This is a genomic window from Paracoccus actinidiae, assembly GCF_030863885.1.
Lineage (GTDB): Bacteria > Pseudomonadota > Alphaproteobacteria > Rhodobacterales > Rhodobacteraceae > Paracoccus > Paracoccus everestensis.
The window spans coordinates 3140996-3163739 of the sequence record NZ_CP132956.1; the positions used below are offsets into that span (position 1 = coordinate 3140996).

At 60.8% G+C, this 22744-nt stretch carries 13 protein-coding genes and 1 pseudogene; 9 read left to right on the forward strand and 5 right to left on the reverse strand.

The window, feature by feature from the left end; genetic code table 11:
- Position 1: 1 nt before the first annotated feature.
- Positions 2-178, reverse strand: coding sequence for a hypothetical protein (locus Q5701_RS15615; RefSeq protein ID WP_306751920.1), 177 nt, complete (start codon positions 176-178; stop codon positions 2-4).
- A 290-nt stretch (positions 179-468) separates the two neighbouring features.
- Here Q5701_RS15615 and Q5701_RS15620 point away from each other — a divergent pair, with 290 nt between their 5' ends.
- Positions 469-810, forward strand: a complete 342-nt coding sequence (locus tag Q5701_RS15620) for a hypothetical protein (RefSeq protein WP_306751922.1) — start codon at positions 469-471, stop codon at positions 808-810.
- Positions 811-812: 2 nt separating this feature from the next.
- On the opposite strand, the gene Q5701_RS15625 is transcribed toward Q5701_RS15620, so the two are convergent.
- Complete coding sequence (locus Q5701_RS15625) at positions 813-1508, reverse strand: hypothetical protein (protein WP_306751923.1); 696 nt, start codon at positions 1506-1508, stop codon at positions 813-815.
- A gap of 696 nt (positions 1509-2204) precedes the next feature.
- Here Q5701_RS15625 and Q5701_RS15630 point away from each other — a divergent pair.
- Positions 2205-2723 (forward strand): hypothetical protein, encoded by a 519-nt coding sequence (locus Q5701_RS15630; RefSeq protein ID WP_306751924.1) that lies wholly within the window; start codon positions 2205-2207, stop codon positions 2721-2723.
- A gap of 464 nt (positions 2724-3187) precedes the next feature.
- Here the strand turns inward: Q5701_RS15630 and Q5701_RS15635 are convergent, their stop codons facing one another.
- Positions 3188-4543: a cytochrome P450 gene (locus Q5701_RS15635; RefSeq protein ID WP_306751925.1), complete on the reverse strand. Its 1356-nt coding sequence runs from the start codon at positions 4541-4543 to the stop codon at positions 3188-3190.
- Between the two features lie 248 nt (positions 4544-4791).
- Between Q5701_RS15635 and Q5701_RS15640 the strand changes: the two genes are divergently transcribed.
- From Q5701_RS15640 to Q5701_RS15660, 5 genes and pseudogenes are all read left to right on the forward strand, one after another.
- Entirely contained in the window at positions 4792-7026 is a 2235-nt protein-coding gene (locus Q5701_RS15640) for a PAS domain-containing protein (protein WP_306751926.1), read from the forward strand.
- Between the two features lie 332 nt (positions 7027-7358).
- Positions 7359-10217, forward strand: coding sequence for a bifunctional diguanylate cyclase/phosphodiesterase (locus Q5701_RS15645; protein WP_306751927.1), 2859 nt, complete (start codon positions 7359-7361; stop codon positions 10215-10217).
- A gap of 163 nt (positions 10218-10380) precedes the next feature.
- On the forward strand, positions 10381-11115 hold the full coding sequence (gene ctrA, locus Q5701_RS15650) for a response regulator transcription factor CtrA (protein WP_306751928.1): 735 nt from the start codon (positions 10381-10383) through the stop codon (positions 11113-11115).
- A 255-nt stretch (positions 11116-11370) separates the two neighbouring features.
- Positions 11371-11499 (forward strand): annotated as a pseudogene (locus tag Q5701_RS15655) (IS5/IS1182 family transposase); the annotation flags it as partial.
- A 538-nt stretch (positions 11500-12037) separates the two neighbouring features.
- Positions 12038-18340: a peroxidase family protein gene (locus Q5701_RS15660; RefSeq protein WP_306751930.1), complete on the forward strand. Its 6303-nt coding sequence runs from the start codon at positions 12038-12040 to the stop codon at positions 18338-18340.
- A gap of 60 nt (positions 18341-18400) precedes the next feature.
- Here Q5701_RS15660 and Q5701_RS15665 read toward each other — a convergent pair whose 3' ends face one another.
- Both Q5701_RS15665 and Q5701_RS15670 read right to left on the reverse strand, forming a co-directional pair.
- Positions 18401-19420 carry a nucleotidyltransferase family protein gene (locus tag Q5701_RS15665; protein WP_306751931.1) on the reverse strand — a complete coding sequence of 340 codons (1020 nt, stop codon included), beginning with the start codon at positions 19418-19420 and terminating at the stop codon, positions 18401-18403.
- A 126-nt stretch (positions 19421-19546) separates the two neighbouring features.
- Positions 19547-20251, reverse strand: coding sequence for a gamma-glutamylcyclotransferase (locus Q5701_RS15670; protein ID WP_306751932.1), 705 nt, complete (start codon positions 20249-20251; stop codon positions 19547-19549).
- A 196-nt stretch (positions 20252-20447) separates the two neighbouring features.
- On the opposite strand from Q5701_RS15670, the gene Q5701_RS15675 reads away from it, so the two are divergent.
- Positions 20448-21431, forward strand: coding sequence for a LacI family DNA-binding transcriptional regulator (locus Q5701_RS15675; RefSeq protein WP_306751933.1), 984 nt, complete (start codon positions 20448-20450; stop codon positions 21429-21431).
- Complete coding sequence (gene xylA, locus Q5701_RS15680; RefSeq protein WP_306751934.1) at positions 21428-22732, forward strand: xylose isomerase; 1305 nt, start codon at positions 21428-21430, stop codon at positions 22730-22732. The genes Q5701_RS15675 and xylA overlap by 4 nt, the downstream gene beginning before the upstream one ends.
- The last annotated feature ends 12 nt before the right edge of the window (positions 22733-22744 follow it).

The window sequence follows — 22744 nt, forward strand, 5'->3', positions numbered from 1 at the left end:
CTCAGAACGTGTTGATGGAAAAGCCGGCAAAGACTTCGTCAGACGTCAGTTTGTAGCCGAGCCGGACGCTCAGCGGTCCGTCAGCAATGCGTTTTTGAAAGGCCAGGGTGGTTTCGCGGTAACTGTTGCTTCCGCCGCGCGACAGCTCCACGCCGAAATTGCCTGGTGCAAACGTCATCTGCCCGAGCAGAAACCAGGACTGATGAACCGAGCTGAGATCGGCCAGCAGATAGGTAGAGCCGAAGGAGGTGGGCCTGTAGCGCTCGAGCGACAGCTTGAGCCCGGCCTGAACATCATCGCCCTTATCCTGCTCGTGTGAAAGCCAATGGTTGGACCGACCTTCATGACAGCAACATCCGCCAGCGGCAGCCCATAGGTGAGGCTGATCGCACCGGAATGCCCATCCTCGTAGTTGGAAAGGTTCAGCCCATAGTTCAGGGAGCCACGGCTGGCAGAGGCCACGACGGATTGGGTGCGGGCACCCGCATCTCCTTGCAGGAAGTAGCCGTCGGCGGCGGCAACTTGCGCAAGAAGGCAGGCCAAACCGGCAGTGGCGCCTATAGCTCGAACAAACGCCATCGACTGCTTTCCTTGTCCTACCTGTGCAAGGACAGCTTAACCATGGATGTGAGCCACAGCCTAGAGTTGAATAACCACCATCAGAGCGTTCTGAAGACAGTTGGTCATAGAAATCGCGCAGATGGTCCTGCGGAGGCTAGTGCTTTCGCGACTTGCCCGGCCATGACGAAGATGTCCCACCGCATGGCACAACTGTCAGACTGGACGCCATCAACTGAAGCCGCGCGTTGATCTCAAAGGCCGCTGAGGACCAGCCTCTTGTCCATCAGGCGCGCATCAGCTTGGACAAGCGGCGCTGCGGTTCCGACCATCTGGTCTTGTCGATTCTTGCGGGTTTCGGGTTTCTCGCTGCCGGGACGCGCGCTCGAGACCCAAGCAGGGTTAAGGCTGTCCTGCACGATCATCATGGCATGGATGGCAGTCGGCACGGACCCTGGTTCGGACACATCCTGAATGAGAGCTCCTGTGCTCTCTTCCCGAATGGTCTTGATGAGGGTGCGCATCAACATGAGCGGGTCGGCCCCATTGTTGGAGGGCCAGATAAACTGGCAGCCGACCGTTCGGAGGTCGGTTTCGCTGACAACGAAAAGCACTTCCTGACCGTCAACCAGGAGGAGCCGATCAAAACCCGTGCCCGCGACACGGCCGAGCTGCATGAGTGCCCGGATCGAACCGGCCTCGGGGGCGCGATCGGGAAAGTCGGTGATGTCAAGCCAAAGATCGCGACCGTGCAAAGTAGACGCGAAGCGGATGCCACTCGAATAAGGAGAGGCGCTGAGCCAGGCGCCGATTTCCTGCGCAGGAACCGACTGGGGCTCGAGATCCGCTTCCAGGGAGGGGAAGAAGCGCTCTTCTTCGCAGGCGAACGCAGGACTCGCAACGGCGAGGAGGATGCTGAACATGGCCGAGATTGTCGGAAACACCATCATGGAACTTGAAACCCCACTTATGAGTATGAAACTCGAAGACCTACATCCTAAGGTTGATTTCTATATAGATATATTCTTAAGAAATAATTAACAAACTCCTCAAAATTGACAGGGGAAGTCCGGCTCTTCAAGACAGCAGAGCCTCAGCGCTGATGTTGAAGCGGCGTGCAACAAACATTCATGTCCTCAACCCGCTTCCAGGGCCACTCGATGCTCTTCCCCGCCAAGCAACGGACTGCGGGCAGAGTGAATGCAGTTCAGACTGGAGCACCGAAATGCCTTCTCTGGTATGCCGTTTCTCAATGAAGGGATTCAGTTGGATAGACCCCCCTTGTTGATTGAATATTAAGGAATGGGTGCGAAGCTTTGCCGGACCTCGGTCCAATAAACTGATCAACTTGCTCCTGAATCTGAACATGCTGCTGATACGATTCTTGACCTTTGCATTTCCCGCAGCCTGTTGGGCGGCTGCGGGATGGTTCATCCTCTGGCCAACGACCCGCTGGCTCACGGGACTATGGCCGTTCTAGAATCCTCGCATTGATCTTAGACGCACCGTGATCACTCTGATCCCGATTAACTCATTCTGATCATCGCCAGTCATTCTACGCGGAACTGCCCACGAGCAGTGTCTCCAAGAGCGGTGGGACAATGCACATGCCAGAGAGGGCGCATCTGCGATCTGGAGCAAAAAAGATGCAGTTCTGTCCCGTGAAACCGTTATTGCTCTTCTATGAGAACATCTGCTTCATGTGGCAGGAGAATCCTGCTTGCTCTAACAAGTTCATCGGAAGTAGTTCCGCTTCGACATTCCACGACCATCTATCATCGACCCATACGACGCTGATGCTCTGCCTGGCACATGCCGATGAGCTCGCCTTGAGCGGTGAGGAAGCTCAGGATGCTGCCTACCGGGTCGCCCTCAGCATCGCTGAGCTGGAAGAAACACAAGCCGACATCCAAGGGTCGCGAAGTGAAGCACGACAATGTGGTTTCGGACCGCAGGTGAGTTGTGTCTCTGTTGTCAATTATGATTCTTTGGGCAAAACAACAGCTGGATTTTTGATTGTTCAGAACGCTTACGCTCAGCTTGGTTATACCACCAGCCTGTTGCACAGTGTATCTACCTCTATAATATTATATGACGAATTGGGGTGGTCTGCGAAGCTTCAGGAGAAATCCAGGAAACCCAATCCGAAAAACCAGATCACCTAGAACTGAAGTTGTCATCATTCATGTGATTCAGATAATATCATTGACAAGAACCTTTCCTTGCCTAGGGAACGAATAAGTTCATTTGAAAGGCAGATATACACGTCGGCGGCAAGAACGACCGCGTTGCGGCGTTTTTTGAAAGTTATTTCGACGTCTCATTAGAAATTAACCGCACTCCCCATCCTAGGAAAAAACGACTGATGGAACATGGATGCTTATTACCAATGTTTACTTCATAATTTCAAGGCGGATGTGTTGCAGCTGTTGAAAACGTCTTTCTTTCATTCTGCCAATGACCTTGCTGCTTCTGCACCGGCATTAAGAGAAGGGCTATGAAGATTGGTTGAACGTTCTCTCGGGTGATACGCATCTCGAGTAGATGCAAAGCACCAGGAGGATAGGATCGGCTTGACCAGGGTTGGCATAGGTGTCGTCAGGAGGCGTTATCCAGCCCATCATCAGCCTCATTTGCGAGGGCGCACTGTCAACCAGACGCCACCGTGGGGACGAAGGGTCAGGATCATGCGCGGCTGCGGCTCGCGCCCTGGTATACGCTCAAAGCGGAATCGGGCCAGCAGGGTCGACAGGATGATCACCGCCTCCTGCAAGGCAAAGCTGGCGCCGATGCAGATACGCGGGCCCGCGCCGAAGGGCAGAAAGGCATAGCGATTGGGCGCGTTCAGAAAACGGCCGGGATCGAAGGCATCGGGGCGTTCCCAAAGAAGGTGGTGCCGGTGCAGGGCATAGATCGGCAGCATCACGGTGTCACCGGGACGTACCTCGCGGCCGCAGAGCGTGTCGGATGCCTGCGCCGTCCGCGACAGAAAGGCCGCCGGCGGGTATAGGCGGAGTGCCTCGTTGACGATGCGCATGGTCTGCGGCAGAGCGGCCAGATCGGCAGCCGTGGCGGCACGCTCTCCTAATGCGGCACGCGCCTCGTCCGCCGCCCGTTCCTGAACGACGGGATCGAAGGCGCACAGATAAAGGGCCCAAGCCAGTGCCAGAGCGGTTGTCTCATGGCCGGCCAGGATAAAGGTCAGCAGATTGTCGCGCAGCTCGCTGCGGGTCATGGCCCGGCCGGTTTCCGGGTCCTGCGCGTCCAGCAGCAGGTCCAGAAAGTCAGAGGGTCTATCTCGGAAGGTTGCCTGCCCTCGGCTGGTGATGGCCTGGTCCGCCATTGTCTTCATGCGCCTTAAGCCCGGACCGGAGAACAGCCGTCCTGGACGCGGCAGCCACGCTGGCAGGCCCATCACGTCCATCAGCGACAGCTTGGCTGTTTTCGCGATATAGGCATCGAGTGCCTGATGCACCGCGTTGCGGTCGAACATCCCACCCCCCAGAAAGGTGGTGTTCGAGATCACCTCAAAGGTCGCGGCGACCGTCTCTTGGAACAAGTCCACGGGCGCATGCGCGGCTGCGAGACGGCGGCAGGAGGCCTCGGCGGCGGCAGTCATCACCGGGCCAAGTGCCTCGACATGGCGCTGCGCAAAGGCCGGCGCGGCGGCACGACGCTGCCAGCGCCAGTGCGCACCTTCAGCCAGGAGCAGGCTGTCGCCGATGGCCGGACTCAGGATCAGCTTGGTGTTGACGGATTTCGGGTAATCCTCGACCCGCTCCTTGAGGATGTGCCGCAGGGCGGCCGGGTCCATGACCATGTGCCAGCGTAGTCCGGAGGTGCCGGAGATGATCGGCTCTCGGGTGGCGATTGCCGGGATCACTTCCAGCACATTGCGCCGCACGGTCATGGCAGTGCCCCACAGGCCCAAGGACTTTGGGGCCAGCGGCACCTTCACGGGATCGGACTGCGGCCGGTCAATCATGATGGCGCTCCTTGGCGGAGGCACTTATGGAGAGGTGGAGGTGATAGAGTGTCGGGTCAAGCGTAACGCACGGATGGCGATGGAGCGGAGTGGCGAATGTCACCCTAGGGCCGGCCGACGGCCACTCTCACCATCCGACGGCATAATACATCTAGAAGTTGAAGCGATTGAACCTTAAGAGTTGCTTAAAATCTTCTGGACCGCTGACCCATCCAGAGATCGGTATTCGAAGAGATAAGTGCGCGCCAATGGACCAGTATGACGAGCTACGCCTTCTGCGGGGAGCATGCGCAGCCAGTCAGACAGGGGCTTGGCATTATCGTGTTGGCGAGGATGTCGTCGAATGGACCCCTCTCCTTTATGATCTGTTCGCCGTTGCCCAGCGAGCAGAGCTGACACTGGAGTTTGCCCTTTCTTTCTATCTCGGCGAGAGCAGGCAAAAGGTCGTGGAGGCCGTCAAAAGCTGCCTGAGCGAAGGCAAGCCATGGAAGCTCGACGTGCAGTGCCAATCGACAGAGGGGCGCGTCTTCTGGGCTCGGACGATCGGAGAGGCCATTCACGAGAACGGCCGCATTGTTGCCCTGCAAGGCGCGTTTCAAGACATCACGCGGGAACGTGCGGCCATTGATGAGCGGGTGCGTGCACAGGCGGAACTGTCCTTTGTCCTGCGCACGATGTCTGACGGCTTTTTTCTGCTGGACACCAACTGGCGCTTTACCTTTGTGAACGCAGCCGCCGAAGAAATGCTCCGCCGTGATCCAACAGAACTCGTCGGCGAAAACATCTGGGAGGAATTCCCGCAAGCACGCAGCACGATCTTCGAGCACACCTATAAAGCTGTCAGGGAAACAGGAATTTCCCAGTCCTTCCAAGCCTACTTCGCGCCCTTGGAAGCATGGTTCGACGTGACTGTGCACCCTGCTCAGACCGGTATTGCCGTGCACTTCCGCAACGTGACGCGTGAGGTAGGCGAACAGCGTGATCTTCGCCTGTTTCGAGCCGCCATTGACGCCATGACCTCCGGTGCAATCATGCTCGAAAGGAGCCCTTGCGACATCAACTCCTGGCCCATCGTGTATGCGAATGCGGCTGCTTGCCAACTTTGGAGTTCGGAGGAGAGAGTTCTGAAAGGAAGGACCCTCAGCGACTTGTTTGCTCAAGCAGTGTGCTCGCCTGATCTGGAGCAGATCGGGGAGTCTCTTGTCACTTCTGAGTTGTGCAAGTTCGAGGCGCAACGCCCTTCACCAGGACGCCAGAAGATCTTGGACTGCGTGGCAGTGCCTTTAGCGGGTCAGGGCACCGAATATGGCCATGCGGTGGTTCTCATGGACGACGTTACGGAGCAAAGGCGCGCATACGAAGAGCGTCACCGCAGTGAACGGCTGGCACTCGTAGGTCAGATGGCAGGAGGCGTGAGCCACGACTTCAACAATCTTCTCGCCGTTATCCTGGGCAATGTAGAGCTTCTGGAGCTTACGACTGATGCCAGCGAGGCCAGGATCTTGATCTCGGAGGCACGCGACGCGGTCATGCGGGGCAAATCCCTGAACGACAGCCTGCTTGCCTTCGCAGGAAAGTCGAAACTGACGCCGCAGACAGCCGACCTGGGAGCGTTCTTGCAGTCAGTGGCACCATTTGTCCGCCGTGCCATCCCGTCTCGCATCAAGCTCGAACTGGATGTGGAGGCAGAGCTGCCACCGGTTCTGATAGACACTGCCATGGCAGAAAGCTGTCTTCTGAATGTTGCCATCAACGCGCGCGAATCCATCAACGATACGGGCACGATCCGCATCACGCTGGATGCGGTGGAATGTCCGCATCAAAACGGGGAGAAACCTCAAACCTGGGTCCGGCTCTCGGTGCAGGATACAGGCTGCGGCATCCCGCAGCAGGTGCAGGAGCAGGTATTCGAGCCTTTCTTCACGACCCGTTCGGTGGGTCAGGGTTCAGGGCTGGGCCTCTCGCGTGTACGTGGCTACCTTGAGCAGATTGGTGGTTTCGTGACTCTCTCAAGCGCGGTGGAACAAGGCACCACAGTCGACATGTATTTCCCTGTCGCGCCGGTTGACACGCGGGTGGCAGAACCCACTAATCAGGCGCTCGCAGCCTTTCCTGAAAAGAGATTGAAGGCTCTTGTCGTCGATGACACGCTGGCTGTGGCACGGGTCGTCGCACGAATGCTGACCTCCTTGGGATGCGATACTCTGATCGCGTCCAACGGCAAGGAAGCCCGTGAGATCATCGACCGCGAAAGTGGCTTGGACTTGTTAGTCAGCGACGTAGTCATGCCCGGGGAGTCCGGACTTGATCTTGCCCGAACAATATCCCGCACATACCCGTGCATTCGCATTGCCCTTATGTCCGGCTACACTCAGGATGAGATCCGGACGGAAGGAGGCTCGGAGGCAATTGCCTTTCTGGCCAAGCCCGTCAGTCGGGTACAGCTGCAGGCATTTCTGGAGTCGGCTCGAAAATCCGCCTGAGACGAGAATGGCAAGTGGATTGTACGGAAAACTCTGTCAGATCCCGGCAGGGCACAAATCGTTAACTTCCTAAAATTATTGAAAAATTCAGTTAATGGCATCCGTCAGTCTCGGGATCATCCGGCCCTATGGAAGAGCCTTCCCTACGAGACTGCACAGCCAGTTCTGTTGCTCAGATGGCACGATACTGATTATAGGCCGACTTCGTAGTACCAAATGGAACTTGCGTAAAAACGTAAGTAACGTTCACCTCTAATACGACTATCTGTTGCGCAAAATATCTAGTTTCAAAATTTTGGTATACCGGGCTATTTCAGAAAGCTCATAACTTCATGAACGACCACAACCTGTTCACGAACCCCGGTGACTTCAACGCGCTCCTTGTGTCTGTGTCGGTTGTTATCGCCATAGCCGGCGCTCATGCTGCTCTCGATCTCGCGGCTAGGGCGCACAGAGAACCACAGGATCGGCTTTTTTGGCTCAGTGCGGCCGCGCTCGCGTTTGGGGCGGGGGTATGGAGCATGCACTTTGTAGGCATGCTCGCCTATCGTGCTCCAGTACCAATGGCCTACGATGTAACACTTACCGGGATTTCGCTTGTCGCGGTCTTGGCTGCCTCCTGGTGCGGGTTCAATTTGGCAGCACGCCGCAACACCCGATGGTGGACGATCCCGGCGGCGGGAGTTGTCACGGGTGCTGGCGTTTGTGCCATGCATTATATCGGCATGGCTGGGATGCAGATACCGGCAGATCTGTCCTACGATCCGAGCCTCTTCGCCATCTCAATCCTCTACGCACTGGCTGCCTCGACGCTCGCGCTTTGGCTGGCCTTCCGACAATTAAGCATGATGCAAGGCGTGATCGGCGCGATTATTCTGGGTGCCGGCGTTTCAGGGCTACACTATATCGGCATGGCCGCTGTTCATATCGGCGCAATGCATGAGGTGCCGGCTAGGGCGGTCTCCCCTGTGGCAAGGCCATGGATCGCGGTATCGGCAACCCTGGGCGCATTCGGCATCTTTCTTTGGATCATTGTGGGTTCGCTGCTGGAGCGATGGCGGGCTCTGCAGGCTGTTGCTAAAGAGCAGGCGCGGTATCAATCGATCGTCGATACTGCAGTAGACCCGATCATCGTGACCGATCAGGCTGGAGGCATCGTTTCCTTCAACGCTGCGGCGGAACGCGTCTTTGGCTACACGCTGAGCGAAGCGATCGGTGCAAACGTCGGCATGTTGATGCCTGATGTGCATGGGGATGTTTCTGACGGTGACGTGGAGCGCGCGCCCCGCGCCGGCGAGCGCCGCGTCATGGGAAACGGAGGCGAAGTCGAAGCGCGTCGAAAGGACGGCACGACCTTTCCCGTCGAACTGGCCGTCGCAGAATGGGGGGCAGGTAATCAGCGGTACTACACCGGAATTCTTCGCGACCGTACCGAGCAGCAGCAAGCCGAACATGCGCTTTTCCAAAGCGAACAACGCCTTTCCATGGCCATTGAGGCGACTGGGGGCGGTGTATTCGAATATCATCTTCCTCTCACAGAGGACGTGTATGTGGGGCCCCGTGCCTGCGAGATCCTTGGATATTCTGAACTTCCATTTGAACCTCACGACTTTGAGCTCTGGTTCAGCGCGCAGCTCCATCCAGAGGATCTGGCGGGATGGCAGCAATCCTATGAAGCCTTCCTGAGCGGACGCCAAACGCGTCACGAGCTAGACATGCGCCTGAAACACCGCAATGGACACTGGGTCTGGGTCCGCGTCATGGCTCAGGCCGTAGGACACGACACGTCTGGCGCGATCTGCCATGTTTCCGGGATGATCTTCGACATCACCTCCCGAAAGGAAGCACAGCAGGCAGTGCAGCATCTGGCTTTTCACGATCCGTTGACGGAGCTGCCCAACCGAACGCTCTTCAACACCCGTCTTTCCGAGGCGTTGGTGCACGCCCAGAAAGCCGGTGCGGGTGTTGCTGTTCTTATAATTGACCTGGATCATTTCAAGTATGTGAATGACACATTGGGACACACGGGCGGAGACGATCTCCTCAAAATCGTGAGCAGGCGCATCTCAGGTGCGATACGAGAATATGACACTGCCGCTCGGCTTGGTGGGGATGAGTTTGCAGTCATTCTCTCGGATGTTCGCTCACGCGATGGCATTGATGCATGTGTTCGCCGGCTTCGCACTGCGCTTGCCCATCCGACGCGCATTGAGGATCATCCTATCTCGATCACTGCAAGCTTTGGAATTGCTTGTTTCCCAGACGATGCTGATGACAGCGACGATCTTTTGCGGCGTGCTGACTTGGCGCTGTACAAAGCCAAGGAGCAGCCTTCCGACAACAATGTGTGCTTCTTCGAAGAAAAGCTTGCCCTTGTCGCGGCGCGACGTGCCCGGGTCGAGAGAGATCTTCGCCGGGCGATCGAGCAGCAAGAGTTTCGATTGTATTATCAGCCTCAGGTCGAGCTTAAGACTGGAAGGATCCGGGCTGTAGAGGCGCTCGTCCGCTGGGAGCACCCCACAAAGGGTCTGATGCTCCCAGGGGAGTTCATCGCCATCGCAGAAGGTTCAGGCATCATCCGGTCAATCGGTGCATGGGTCCTGCAAGAAGCTTGCCGCCAACAAGCACAATGGGAAGCTCAAGGTCATCCCACGAAGATCGCCGTGAATGTCTCGCCAGCGGAGGTCAACGTTGGTGATTTTACGGGCGTCCTCGATGCAGCGCTGCGAAGCCGTTCAGGAACCGAGAATTCACTTGAGCTTGAAATTACGGAAGGACTTTTGATGGATATCGACTCACCGTCTGTCCAGCAGTTCCTGAACGCAGTCGCGTCCCGCAACATCGACCTTGCCCTTGATGACTTTGGAAAGGGTTTTTCCTCCCTGAGCTACCTGGCGCGCCTGCCGATCTCAAAGGTCAAGATCGACAGATCATTTGTGTCTCGGATAGGCCACAACAATGATAATGCCTTAATCGAGGCCATCATCAATCTAGGCCATCGTCTGGGAAAGCGTGTCGTCGCTGAAGGCGTGGAAACGGAAGCGCAGCACAGATACCTCGAAGAGATCGGATGTGATGATGGTCAGGGATATCTGTATTGCCAGCCGGTGGACGAGACGACCATGACGTCGCTTCTCGCCCAAGGCACTTTGCTGCGCCAGGAACAAAGCACTTCTATAAGTGCTATGTGATCTGGCTTGATCAAGCCAATTTCTTCCAATCACCAGTAAATACTATTTTTTAATGGACGCATTAGCATTTTTGCGGATAGTACAATCATAACGTGTGTTTATGCATTCATCGAGTTCCAAGATTGTTATTCGTGGCCCTGACAAATCGAAAGAGGACCCGGCTATGCGCATTCTATTGGTTGAGGACGATCCGAGCACGGCACGTGCGATTGAGCTGATGCTGACCGCTGCCAGCTACAACGTCTTTCGAACGGACATGGGCGAGGAGGGGATCGACCTTGCCAAGCTGTATGACTATGACCTGATCTTGCTGGATCTTGACCTACCCGATATGCACGGGATGGAGGTTCTGCGCCATCTGCGGCTGGCGCGCGTCGACACGCCGATCCTGATCCTGACCGGGTCCGACGATACCGAAAGCAAGCTGCGCGGCTTCGGCTTCGGCGCCGACGATTACATGACCAAGCCCTTTAACCGCGAGGAATTGCAGGCCCGTATCCAGGCAATCATCCGCCGGTCTAAGGGCCATAGCCAGGCCTTGATCCGGATCGGAGATATAGTCGTCAATCTGGACACGCATTCTGTCGAGGTAAAAGGCAAGCCGATCCACCTAACAGGCAAAGAATACCAGATCCTTGAGCTGCTCAGCCTGCGCAAGGGCACGACGCTGACCAAGGAAATGTTCCTGAACCACATTTACGGCGGCATGGACGAACCCGAACTGAAGATCATCGACGTCTTCATTTGCAAGTTGCGCAAGAAACTGTCCGAGGCGCTCGGAGGAGATAACGTGATAGAAACGGTGTGGGGCAGGGGCTACGTCCTGCGCGAGCCTAGCCTCTCCGAGCACTTGTCTGCGCAGCCTCTCAGGCGCAAGCTGGGAAACCGACAAGGCTGACCCAGAGCTGCCTGCTCACGCCGCGAACCATGTTACTGCAGCCTTGCGACTCCGTTGGCGGCCTCGGATCAGGGTCTTGATGCCGAGTGTCCTGCAAAACGTGGCGCGCTGGCACAAAAGAAACGGGATGCAGGCGCACCAGACATCCGCCACAAGAGCAACGCCTCTGCTGGGAAATCTGCCCCGATTACCGGCTCTGTTGCACAAATCTCGTGAGGGATTCATGGTGTGAATCCAGCGTGGTAGCTGGGTTGCATGAGCAGACCCACACCCCCCGCCTACAAGACCAGGAACTGGCCAGCCTACAATGAAGCGCTGAAGCGCCGCGGCTCGCTTACGATCTGGTTCGATCCCACCATGACTTGGCATGCCGCGCACAAAGGAGTCTCTTCGACGCACTCGACATCAAAAAGCCCGCCTGAACCCTCGTGTTGTGGCAAATCCGCTAATCCGGGGTAGCAATATCAGGGGCTTAAGATTTTAACTGTCGAAGATGGGAGGCTTGGGATTCTGGCGAGATATAATCTGCGGTTGTTGATTAAGATGGGCAATCTTCTTGCAGATGTTTTTTGTCTGCCCAGTCTATTGGATTATGTCTGGATGATTCCCGAATCACGGCCAGTTTCAGACGAAAGTCGCCATTGCCACGGACCGAGGTCCGTATCGGCCTGAACTGTCGTTGGCGTACCCTGTGCGGATCGTCGGCTATCCCGGGACGGAAGCACGGCGACGTTCTTAAAATTTGCAGCAGGGGCTTGCACAGCCGCGGAAATGCCGTGGCCCGGTGCCGGGTTATGGCGCGTGGCGAAACCCTGACCAGTCCAGGGAGAGGACAAATGGCAACGAGTTTCCATGTTAACCAGCACGACCTCGAATTCATTCTGAAGCAGATCGAGGTGGCCGAACTTCACGCCGGGGGGGAATGACGACCGTTCAGGCCATCCAGGCGGTTTACGGGGTCAGTGCCGCCGATGCCGCGCTGATGCCGGCGGGCCTGCGGACCGTGGACGGCAGCGACAACAGCCTGTTGCCGGGAACCGAAACCAACGGGTCCACCAGCACCCCCTTTCCGCGCCTTGTGGACCCGATCTATTCGAACGAGAACGACGAGGGGCCGGGCGGTTTCCACGGTGTGACGAACACCAATTACGGCAATCCCGGCGATGTCGTGGACAGCGACCCCCGGACGATTTCCAACCTGATCGTGGACCAGACGCCCGCGAACCCGGCGGCGATCTATGCCGCGCTGAAGGCCATCGGGGTCACGGGAACCGCCGCCACTACGGCCGTCAATGCCATCACCCAGGCCTATCAGGGGACGCTGAACGCGAACGGCGCCAATGCTGCCGTGACGGCCAAGCAGGCTGTCGTGACCGCCGAGACCGTCCAGCACGCGGCGGCGGTGGACGCGGATGGGGCTGCGGACATCAAGCTGGGCCATTTCACGGCCGCCGAGCCTTTGGCGCAGGACGCGGCAGTCGCCGCCGATGCGGCGGCGCAGGCGCTTGCCGATCTGATCGACGAACTTCAGTCCCCGAGCGGAAACGGAGCCGCGCTGTACGCTGCGGCGGTGGATGCCGCTGTTGCCGCGCAGTCCGCGGCCAGCAACGTCCTGGGCGCTTTGGCCGGCGACACCACGTCCGCCGCGCAGGCGACCTTCGATGCAGCCGCGGCCCTGGTGGCCGCACTTGACGCATTGGACAGTGACTCGGTAATCGACGCGAACGACCTTGTCGCCGCGGAGGAGGCGGCCACTGCCTATGCGCCGACCGCCGGCGGCTCTGGCACGGCGGCAAGCAGCGCGGCCGCGATCGCCGTGGCGCAGGACGCGGCCCAGGCCGATGCCGCCGTGACGCAGGCTGCACTGGACACCGCAACGTCTGAACTGAATGTGGCCCAGTCGGCGCTTGACGCCGCCATTGCCGCGGCCAATACCGCAGGCACCCCCGCCCAAGCCGCGGCGGCGCTGCAAGCCGCACTTCAACAGTACGACCTTTCGGACGGGGCCAACGGCGGCTTGGTGATCAACCATGTGTCGCCCGATGTCGGGCTGACCGCGCCCTTCAACAGCTTCATGACCATCTTCGGGCAGTTCTTCGACCACGGCTTGGATTTGGTCAACAAGGGCGGCAATGGCACCGTCTATATCCCGCTTGCAGCCGACGACCCGCTGATCGCCGGGGCCGACAAGGTGTTCGGCACTGCCGATGATCTGCCTGCGCAGCTGCGCTTCATGGCGCTGACCCGCGCCACGCCGACGGTAGACGCCAATGGCGTCGAGCAGCACGTGAACGCCACCACGTCATTCGTGGACCAGAACCAGACCTATACCTCGCACGCCTCGCATCAGGTGTTCCTGCGCGAACAGGTGCGGATGGTGGTTGACGGCAAGATGCAGGCGGTTTCGACCGGACGCCTGCTCGACGGGTCGCCCGCGACCGGTTCGCTGGAAGGCGCGGTTGGCAACTGGGCCGATGTCAAGGCGCAGGCGCTGTCGGTGCTGGGGATCCGGCTGCAGGACAGCGATGTGGGCCGGGTGCCGCTGCTGGCGACAGATGCCTATGGCAACCTGAAGCTTGGACCAAACGGCTATGCCCAGATGGTCATGGCGGCGGATGCAGACCACGATGCGCCCTGGCTGAAGGAAGGCGAAGCTGCGGGCATCACCACGGCAGGCAGCATTGCGTCGGGCGTGGCCTTCCTGGCCGACATCGCCCACCACGCTGCCCCCGGCACTTATGACCTGAACCACGACGGCATCGCCGACGGGGTGATGACGCCGGACACCAATCCAGGCACCGGCGACGATGGCGACCCGACGACCTATGACGATGAGATGCTTAACCTGCACATCGCGTCGGGCGACGGGCGGGGCAATGAAAACATTGCCCTTCAGTCGATCCATTCGATCTTCCATTCCGAACACAACCGCGTGTTCGAGGAGAACAAGCACACCATCCTGGAATCAGGCGACCTGAACTTCATCAACAAATGGCTGCTGGAACCGCTGCCGGCGGGAACGAACATCGCTGCGCTGAACCCCGACGATCTTGTCTGGAACGGCGACCGGATGTTCCAGGCAGCCCGCTTCTCGACCGAGATGCAGTACCAGCACATGGTGTTCGAGGAATTCGCCCGCCGCATCTCGCCGGGGATTGACCCCTTCGTGTTCACGAACTCGGCCGATATCGACCCCTCGATCCTGGCGGAATTCGCCCATGCGGTGTACCGCTTTGGCCATTCGATGCTGACCGACACGGTGGATCGGCTGGGTGCCAACCTGCTGCCGGTCAACGGCGACCCGAAACAGATGTCCCTGATCGAGGCTTTCCTGAACCCCAAGGCCTTTACCGGCAGCGGTCCCAACCTGGCCGAGGCGCAGGCAGCCTTCATCCGCGGCCTGACATCCGATGTGGGCAGCGAGATCGACGAATTCGTCGTCCCTGCCCTGCGCAGCAACCTTCTGGGCCTGCCTCTGGATCTGGCCGCGCTGAACATCGCGCGGGCACGTGAAACGGGCGTGCCATCCCTGAACGAGACGCGGACCCAGCTTTACAACGATTTCGGCATCCCGGATCTGAAACCCTATGCCAGCTGGACCGAATTCACCCAGCACCTGAAGAACCCGTTCTCGATCGCGAACTTCATCGCGGCCTATGGCAACCATATCTCGATCACCTCGGCCACGACCCTGGCCGACAAGCGGGAAGCGGCAAGCCTGCTGCTGTTCGGGGATGGCAACAATGCTGACGGCGTGACCATTCGCGGCGTGACCTATACCAATCAGGAGCGGCTGGATTTCCTGAACGGACGCGGTGGCTATGGCGCCGGCAACGACCGAGGCGGGTTGGACAATGTCGACCTGTGGATCGGCGGGTTGGCCGAGAAGGTCACCGAATTCGGCGGGATGCTGGGCACGACCTTCGGCTTTGTCTTCGAATACCAGATGGAACTGCTGCAAAACGGCGACCGGTTCTATTACCTGTCGCGGGTCCAGGGCCTGAACATGCTTGACGGGCTGGAGGCGAATACCTTTGCCGACATCGTCATGCGCAACTCGGCACTGGGCGACAAATACGCCACCCATATCAACGGCAACCTGTTCCTGGCCCCGGACATGGTCCTGGAACTGGACCGGGCCATCGCGCAGCGCGACTATAACGACGAAGACGACAGCAATAGCCATGACGGGCGCGATCCGATCTGGGACGATCCGCTGATGCAGGCGCTTGATCCCAAGGTCAGGCGGGTGGATTCGGGCGTTACCGATGGCAACGGCCATCAGGTCGGCGGAGAGCTGCATTTCCGGGGCGGCGAACATGTCGTGCTGGGCGGCACCGAGGGCGATGACACCCTGACGGCCGACCTGGGCGACGACGCGCTGTGGGGCGACGGCGGCGACGATTACCTGAATGCAGGGGCCGGCAACGACCAGGTCTTCGGGGGCGACGGCGACGACATCATCGAGGATCCCTTCGGCGACAACTTCCTGCGCGGCGAACGGGGCAATGACGTGGTATCGTCCGCGCGCGGCATCAACCTGCTGTTCGGCGGCGAAGGCCACGACGCGCTGCTGATCGGCCAGGATGCAGGCGAGGGCTTCGGCGGCGAAGGCAACGACTTCATCCTGGGCGGATCCGGCGGCGACAACCTGATGGGCAACGAAGGCAACGACTGGATTGAGGGCGGCGAGGGCTTCGACGTCATTTCCGGCGACAACTCGGAACTGTTCTTCAACTCGACTATCATCGGCCACGATGTCGCCTGGGGCCAGGGCAACGACCAGGATTATGACCTGGAATCGGGCGACGACATCGCCTTGTCGGGGATCGGCGTCCAGCGGTTCGAAGGCATGTTCGGCTTCGACTGGGCCAGTTCCAAATACGACGTTGCGGGCGTGAACTGGGATTTCAACATCCCGATCTTCACATCCGTTCCCGCCGACATCCTGCGCGACCGCTTCGACCTGATGGAGGGGATGTCGGGCTGGATCCACAACGACGTGATGCTGGGCGACAACCGCGGCAGCAACGAAGTCGAGGTGGACGCGGGGGCCAGCTTTGACGATCACGTCCTGAACGGGGCGGGCATCGACCGGATCGCCGGGCTGCGCGCTTGGTTCGGCGGCGCCCTGACCACCCTGTTCGGCCAAGGCGCGAACAGCTATCGCGACGGCAACCTGATCATGGGCGGCGCCGGATCCGACCAGATCATGGGCCGGGGCGGGTTCGACGTGATCGACGGCGATTCCTGGCTGAACGTCCGCATCCGCATGGAGGTTGACGGCAAGGTATATTCGGCGGAATCGCTGAACAGTTCCCAGGCTGCTGCCGGACAATATGCGGGCAAGGTCTTCAATGTGGATGGCAGCGGAAAACCGAACTTCTCGTCGCCTGCCTTCGGGGGCCGGTCGCTGACATCCTTGCTGCTGGACGGCACGATCAATCCGGGCGACCTGTCCATCGTCCGCGAAATCCTGACATCCGCGCCGGGCACGGCGCGCGACACGGCGATCTTTGTCGGAAACCTTGAAGACTATGAGATCGAGGGGCGCGGCATCCAGGTGGGCAACAGCCCGATCATCCAGGCTGCCTATGACGTGAACGGCGACGGCTTCATCTCGGTCCGAGACCTGGGCGGGGACGGGCGCCTTGCCAACGCCTTTGACGACACCGACCTGATCCGCAACATCGAGGATTTGAAGTTCGCCGACCAGACGATCGACATCAAGACGCCGATCGGCATCAACGTGAACCTCGCGCTCGAGGCGAATGCGGCCCCTGCCGCCCTTCCGGCAAGCGGGTCGATCATCGGCATCATGACGGCCCAGGGTCTTGACGGCACATACTCCATGGCCCCCAACAGCGCCTTTGCCATGGCACCCGACGGCACCCTGACAGTGAGCCAACCCCTTGCGATGGGGCAGACCTATCTTCTGAACACCACCTTTACGACCCTGGGTGTCAGCCGCACGGAACAGTTGCGGGTGACGACCGGCACCAATGCCGGCAATGCGATGCTTGGGGTGGCCGGTGACGACCTGTTCTATGGCCTGAACGGCAACGACACCATCACGGGCAACGGCGGCAACGACCTGCTGTTCGGGCAGGCGGGCACCGACCTGCTGATCGGCGGCGATGGGCGCGACATCCTGGTGGGCGGGGCTGGCAACGACACGATCCAGGGGGGCGGTGGCGATGACGTGATCCTGTTCGGCTGGGGACACGGCAACGACAGCGTTGATGGCGGCGACGGCGAGGACCGTCTCCAGATCACCGGCACCGCGGCAAACGAGACCCTGGGCGCGACCTGGAACGGCACCACCCTGACCACGCTGACTGGGTTCACATCCCGAACCTCGGTCGAGGAAATCCGGGTTGATCTGTTGGGCAGCGCCGATACCCTGACCTATGCGGCAGGCTCTGCCGGGGTATCGGTGAACCTGGCGACGGGAACGGCCTCGGGCTTTACGTCCGTGGCCAATATCGCGAACGTGACGGGAGGGAGCGGCAACGATGTCCTGTTGGGGGACAACGGGGCCAATACCCTGAACGGGGGTAACGGCGACGACCTGGTCATCGCCCAGGCCGACAATGCCGGCGACCTGTATATCGGCGGCGGTGGCGTCGACACGCTGGATCTGACGGCCTATTCGACGGATCTGTCGCTGGACATGTCGATTGCCACGGCTACGGTGCTAGGCGGCGGCAGCACGGCCGACCGGGTCCAGTCGGTCGAGATCGTCTTCTTTGGCGCAGGCAACGACACGGCTGCCGGCACCACAGGGGCCAACAGGCTGGACGGGGGTGACGGCAACGACACGCTCAGCGGCATGAACGGCAATGACACGCTGATCGGCGGGGCCGGCGACGATGTGATGATCGGCGGGGCGGGGACCGACCTGATGATTGGCGGGGCAGGAGAGGATCGGTTCATCTTCGCCTTGGTCTCTAACACGACCGTGGCGGCGTCCGATGTCATCGAGGGCTTCGATCTGGCGGGCTCGGCGGGCGGCGACATCATCGACATCGGGGACGCGGCGGGCCTGCCCTTCCTGTTCCGCGGATCGGATCTCTTCCTTGCTGGGGCCACGAACCAGGTCCGGGTCTTCCATAATGACACCGACACCTTCGTGCAGCTGGACACCGACACCGACAGCGGGGCCGAAGCGCAGATCCGCATCCTCGGGATACACAACCTGAGCGCGTCGGACTTCCTGCTGTAAGGCCTGCCTTGAAAACCGCGCCCCCGCGACATTGCGGGGGCGCTTTTTCGTGGCCTTCGGTCAGGACAGCCCGCGCAGGATGTCTGCGCTGTCGGGCATCCGCTTCAGGCTTGCGTCGATGCGTTCCCGCCAGCGGGGGCCGCGCGACCGGGCGTCTTGCAGGGCATCCAGCAGGTCGTCGGGACGGTCCTGGGACAGAACCTCGATCAGGAATGCCGCTTGGCCGCGATCCTTGCGCGATTTTGCCTGGTCGGGACCGCCCTGGCGGCGGTCGGCCACGATCAGCTTGTGGATGGCGAACCGTTCCGGGCGCGGGATCTGGACCAGCACGCCCGATCGGTAAAGCGCAATGGCTGGGATCGGTTCGGCGATCAGGAAATTCAGGTAATTCAACGCCTGCGCGCTGACCCCCAAGGCCGGAAGGGGCTTGACCCGTTCGTCGCCAAAGGCGGGCGTCAGAAACTCGACCATGGCCTGTCCCCGGTTCTGGCGCCATTTCCAGACCTGCCGGTCGCCCACCCCCGGCACCGGGTCGAATTTCAGCGCCTGGAGGATGTCGCCGGGATTCTCCCGAACCTGATCGCCAAGCGCCACGGACAGCCGCTGAAAGCTGGCAAAGTCGATGTCGCCGGTCTGCGCCAGATCCTCGGATCCCATGCGAACGCCCAGTTCCCCCTGGTAAAGGCCATAGGCGGCGGTGCCCACAAGGGTGCCGCCCAGCCGAAAGACCCCGGCCCGGGCAAAAGCCGACAACAGCGATCCGGTATCGCGGTCCGCGGCGATAAAGCCTTCGGCGCGCAGCACCCGGGCCAGCCGTGCCATCGTTCCAGCCCGGTCCCCGGCCTGCGCCTTCAGGTCGGCGGCGCGTGCCAGGCGTTCCTGCAGCGCCGGGGTGCCTTCGCCCAGATACCGGCTTTTCATCTGGGTGCCGATGCGGAACTTGTCGTACAGATAGACGCGGCCGTTCCGCACCCGCTCCTCGACGCTGCCGATCAGGCCGGAGACCGTTTCGTCAAGGTGCAGGCGCAGCAGATCCTGATAGGCGACCTGTGCGGCACGTGATTGGGACAGGATGGTCATCGGATGCCATGGCTCATGTGCATCAAATATATTCTTGCTGCACATGACGCAAGGGCGGCATCAGCCAAGGGCCACGATCGGCCGAAGGTTTCGGCGCGCATCGGAAACACGAATGGCTTCACCCGTTCACCCTGCCGGGATGAAGCATTCGTCCACGGCACCGTCGATTTCTCGGGCAACCTGATGCTGCAACGTCCAGATGTAATCGTCGTGGATGCCATGTTCGGCCAGGCCGCGCACCGTGCGCAGCAGGTATTCGGCCCCCGATCCGGCGGCACCCGCCGCGCGGGCCAGCCTGTGCGCCTGTTCCCCGATCGTCAGCCGCGCGGTCGGTATGCCCACGGGATCGGCATAGAAGGTCAGGGCTTCCTCGCGGCCGCGATCCGTATCGACGGCAATCCAGCAGGCATTGTTCGCCAGTTCATGGGCGACCAGTTCACGCCGCAGGATATCGCGCAGGGACTGCGCCTCGGTGCCCGGCATGATGTCCAGGACCAGCCCGTCGCATTGTCCGCCGGATGCCAGGGCCAGCATCAGCCCCGGCCGTTCGGGCGTGCCCCGAAAATGATCCAGCGGGATCGAAAAGCTGCGATGCCATCCCACCGCCGTGGCGCGGCGGCGTGCCTGGACTGCAAAGCCCGGGTTCCAGATCAGCGATCCATAGGCAAAGATCGGGATCGGCCGGGGCCGTCCCCGCGTCAGCCGTTCCGCCAGCAGATCCAGATCCGGGTCTTCCAGCATCCGCCAGCGGGGATCGTGCAACAGCCCTTCGGCAGGGGCGATCCGGGTCAGGTGATGGTCGGACAGCAGGATCGGGTGGGGACTGGTCATCGGCTTCCTTCACGGGCGAGGTTCCCGTCTTTTGCACGGTTCCGGCAGGCAAGCCAAGGTGCTGACCCCCGTTCGCGGGCCTGCACGACGGCACTGCCAAGACAGGACTGCCCAACGGCCAGTCGAGTTCCGAAAGAAAATGATTGACGTATGTCATTTCCTGTCTGATGCTGTGGGAGGGGAGAACAATCGTCCAATGGGAAATCCGACGCTGCATGACGTGGCGCGGGCTGCTGGGGTCAGCTATTCGACCGCCGACCGCGTTCTGAACGGACGCGGCGGGGTGGCGGGCAAGTCGATCGAGCGGGTCCGCCAGGCCATCGAGGATCTGGGCTATCGCCGCGACATGACCGCCGCGAACCTGTCGCGCCGGCGCAGTTACCGCTTTGCCGCCTGCGTGCCGCAGGGCGACCACGGCTTCTTCTCGTCGATCCGCCGCGCCTTTCTGGCCGAGGCCGAGGCCCGGGCGGGACAGCGCGTCACCATCGACCTTTTCGACAGCCCCGGTGCGTTCCTGCCACACGATTGCGACTGCGCCGTCGTGGTGGGCGCGGGGATGGACAGGCTGGCCCCGATGATGTCCAGGCTGGCCGCGGGAAACGTGCCGGTCGTCGCGCTTGTGTCCGACATCCCCGGCCCCCGCCGCGCCTATATCGGCATCGACAATATCGTGGCGGGGCGCACCGCGGGGCGGCTGCACCGGATCGCGCACCGGGGACGGGCGGCGCGCGTGCTGCCGGTCCTGGGATCGGCGGCCTTGCGCGATCACAGCGACCGGCTGGCCGGCGTTGCCGAGACCCTGGGACCGGGCGGCCTGCTGCCGCCGGTCGAGGTCGAGGACAGCGCCGAACGGATGCGCGACCTGCTGGGCCGGGCGCTGCGGGACGATCCGCAGATCACCGGCATCTATTCAATCGGCGCAGGCAATCGCGGGCTGATCCCCCTGATGCGCGGCCTGGGAAGCAACCGCCCCTTTGTCGTCATGCACGAACTGACCCCGCATTCGCGCGCGGCCCTGCAGGACGACCTGATCGACGTGGTGATCGACCAGAAGCCGGCCGAAGAGGTCGCTTCGGCGCTCGACGCGATGAAGGCCATCGCCGATGGCGAAACGCCGGCCGGGGTGACGATCACCCCCGCCATCTTTTTCAAAGAAAACCTGCCCGGAGACCCTGCATGACCGGCTATTTCGACGCGATCCCGCGCCTTGCCTTCGACCCTGACGCGGAAGGCCCGGCCTTTCGCCACTATGACCCGGACGAAACCGTCATGGGCAAGCGGCTGGAGGATCACCTGCGCTTTGCCGTGGCCTATTGGCACAGCTTCGGCTGGGAGGGGGGCGATCCCTTTGGCGGGCGCACCTTCGACCGGCCCTGGTTTCCCGCCGACACGATGGATCTGGCCGAGCGCCGCGTCGATGCCGCCGTTGATTTCTTCCGCATCCTCGGCGCGCCGTTCTTCTGTTTCCACGACCATGACGTGCGCCCCGAAGGCGACAGCCTGGGGGAAAGCCGCGACCGTTTGAACCGTATCGCCGACCTGATGGCGGAAAGAATGGCGGATGGCGGGCCGCGCCTGTTGTGGGGCACCGCGAACCTGTTCACCAACCGCCGCTATATGTCGGGGGCGGCGACCAACCCCGACCCCGACGTTTTCGCCTATTCCGCCGCGACCGTGCGCGACTGCCTGGACGTGACGCACCGGCTGGGCGGAGAGAACTATGTCCTCTGGGGCGGGCGCGAAGGCTATGAAACGCTGCTGAACACCGACCTGGGGCGCGAACTGGACCAGATGGGCCGCTTCCTGTCGATGGTCGTCGATTACAAGCACAAGATCGGCTTCAAGGGCACCATCCTGATCGAGCCGAAGCCGCAGGAACCGACCAAGCACCAGTACGATTACGACGTGGCGACGGTCTATGGCTTCCTGTCGCGCCATGGGCTTGAGAAAGAGGTCAAGGTCAATATCGAGCAGGGCCACGCGATTCTGGCGGGTCATTCCTTCGAACACGAGATCGCCCTGGCCAATGCGCTTGGCATCTTCGGCTCCATCGACATGAACCGCAACGACCAGCAATCGGGCTGGGACACCGACCAGTTCCCGAACAGCGTCCCCGAGGTGGCCCTCGCCTATTACGAGATCCTCAGGGGCGGCGGCTTCACCACCGGCGGCACCAATTTCGACTCCAAGGTCCGTCGCCAGTCGCTGGACCCCGAGGATCTGGTGATGGCCCATGCGGGCGCGATGGATGTCTGCGCACGCGGGCTGAAGGCCGCGGCCCGGATGCTGGAGGAGGATCGGCTGGAGGCCGCGCGCCGCGAGCGATATTCAGGCTGGCAGCGGCCCGATGCGCAGGCCATGCTGGCACCTGACGCGACGCTTGACGGGATTGCCGACGGGGCGGTGGCAAAGGGTCTTGATCCGCAGCCCGTGTCGGGGCGGCAGGAAATTCTGGAGAACCTGGTCAACCGGTATGTCTGAGGGGGGAAGACC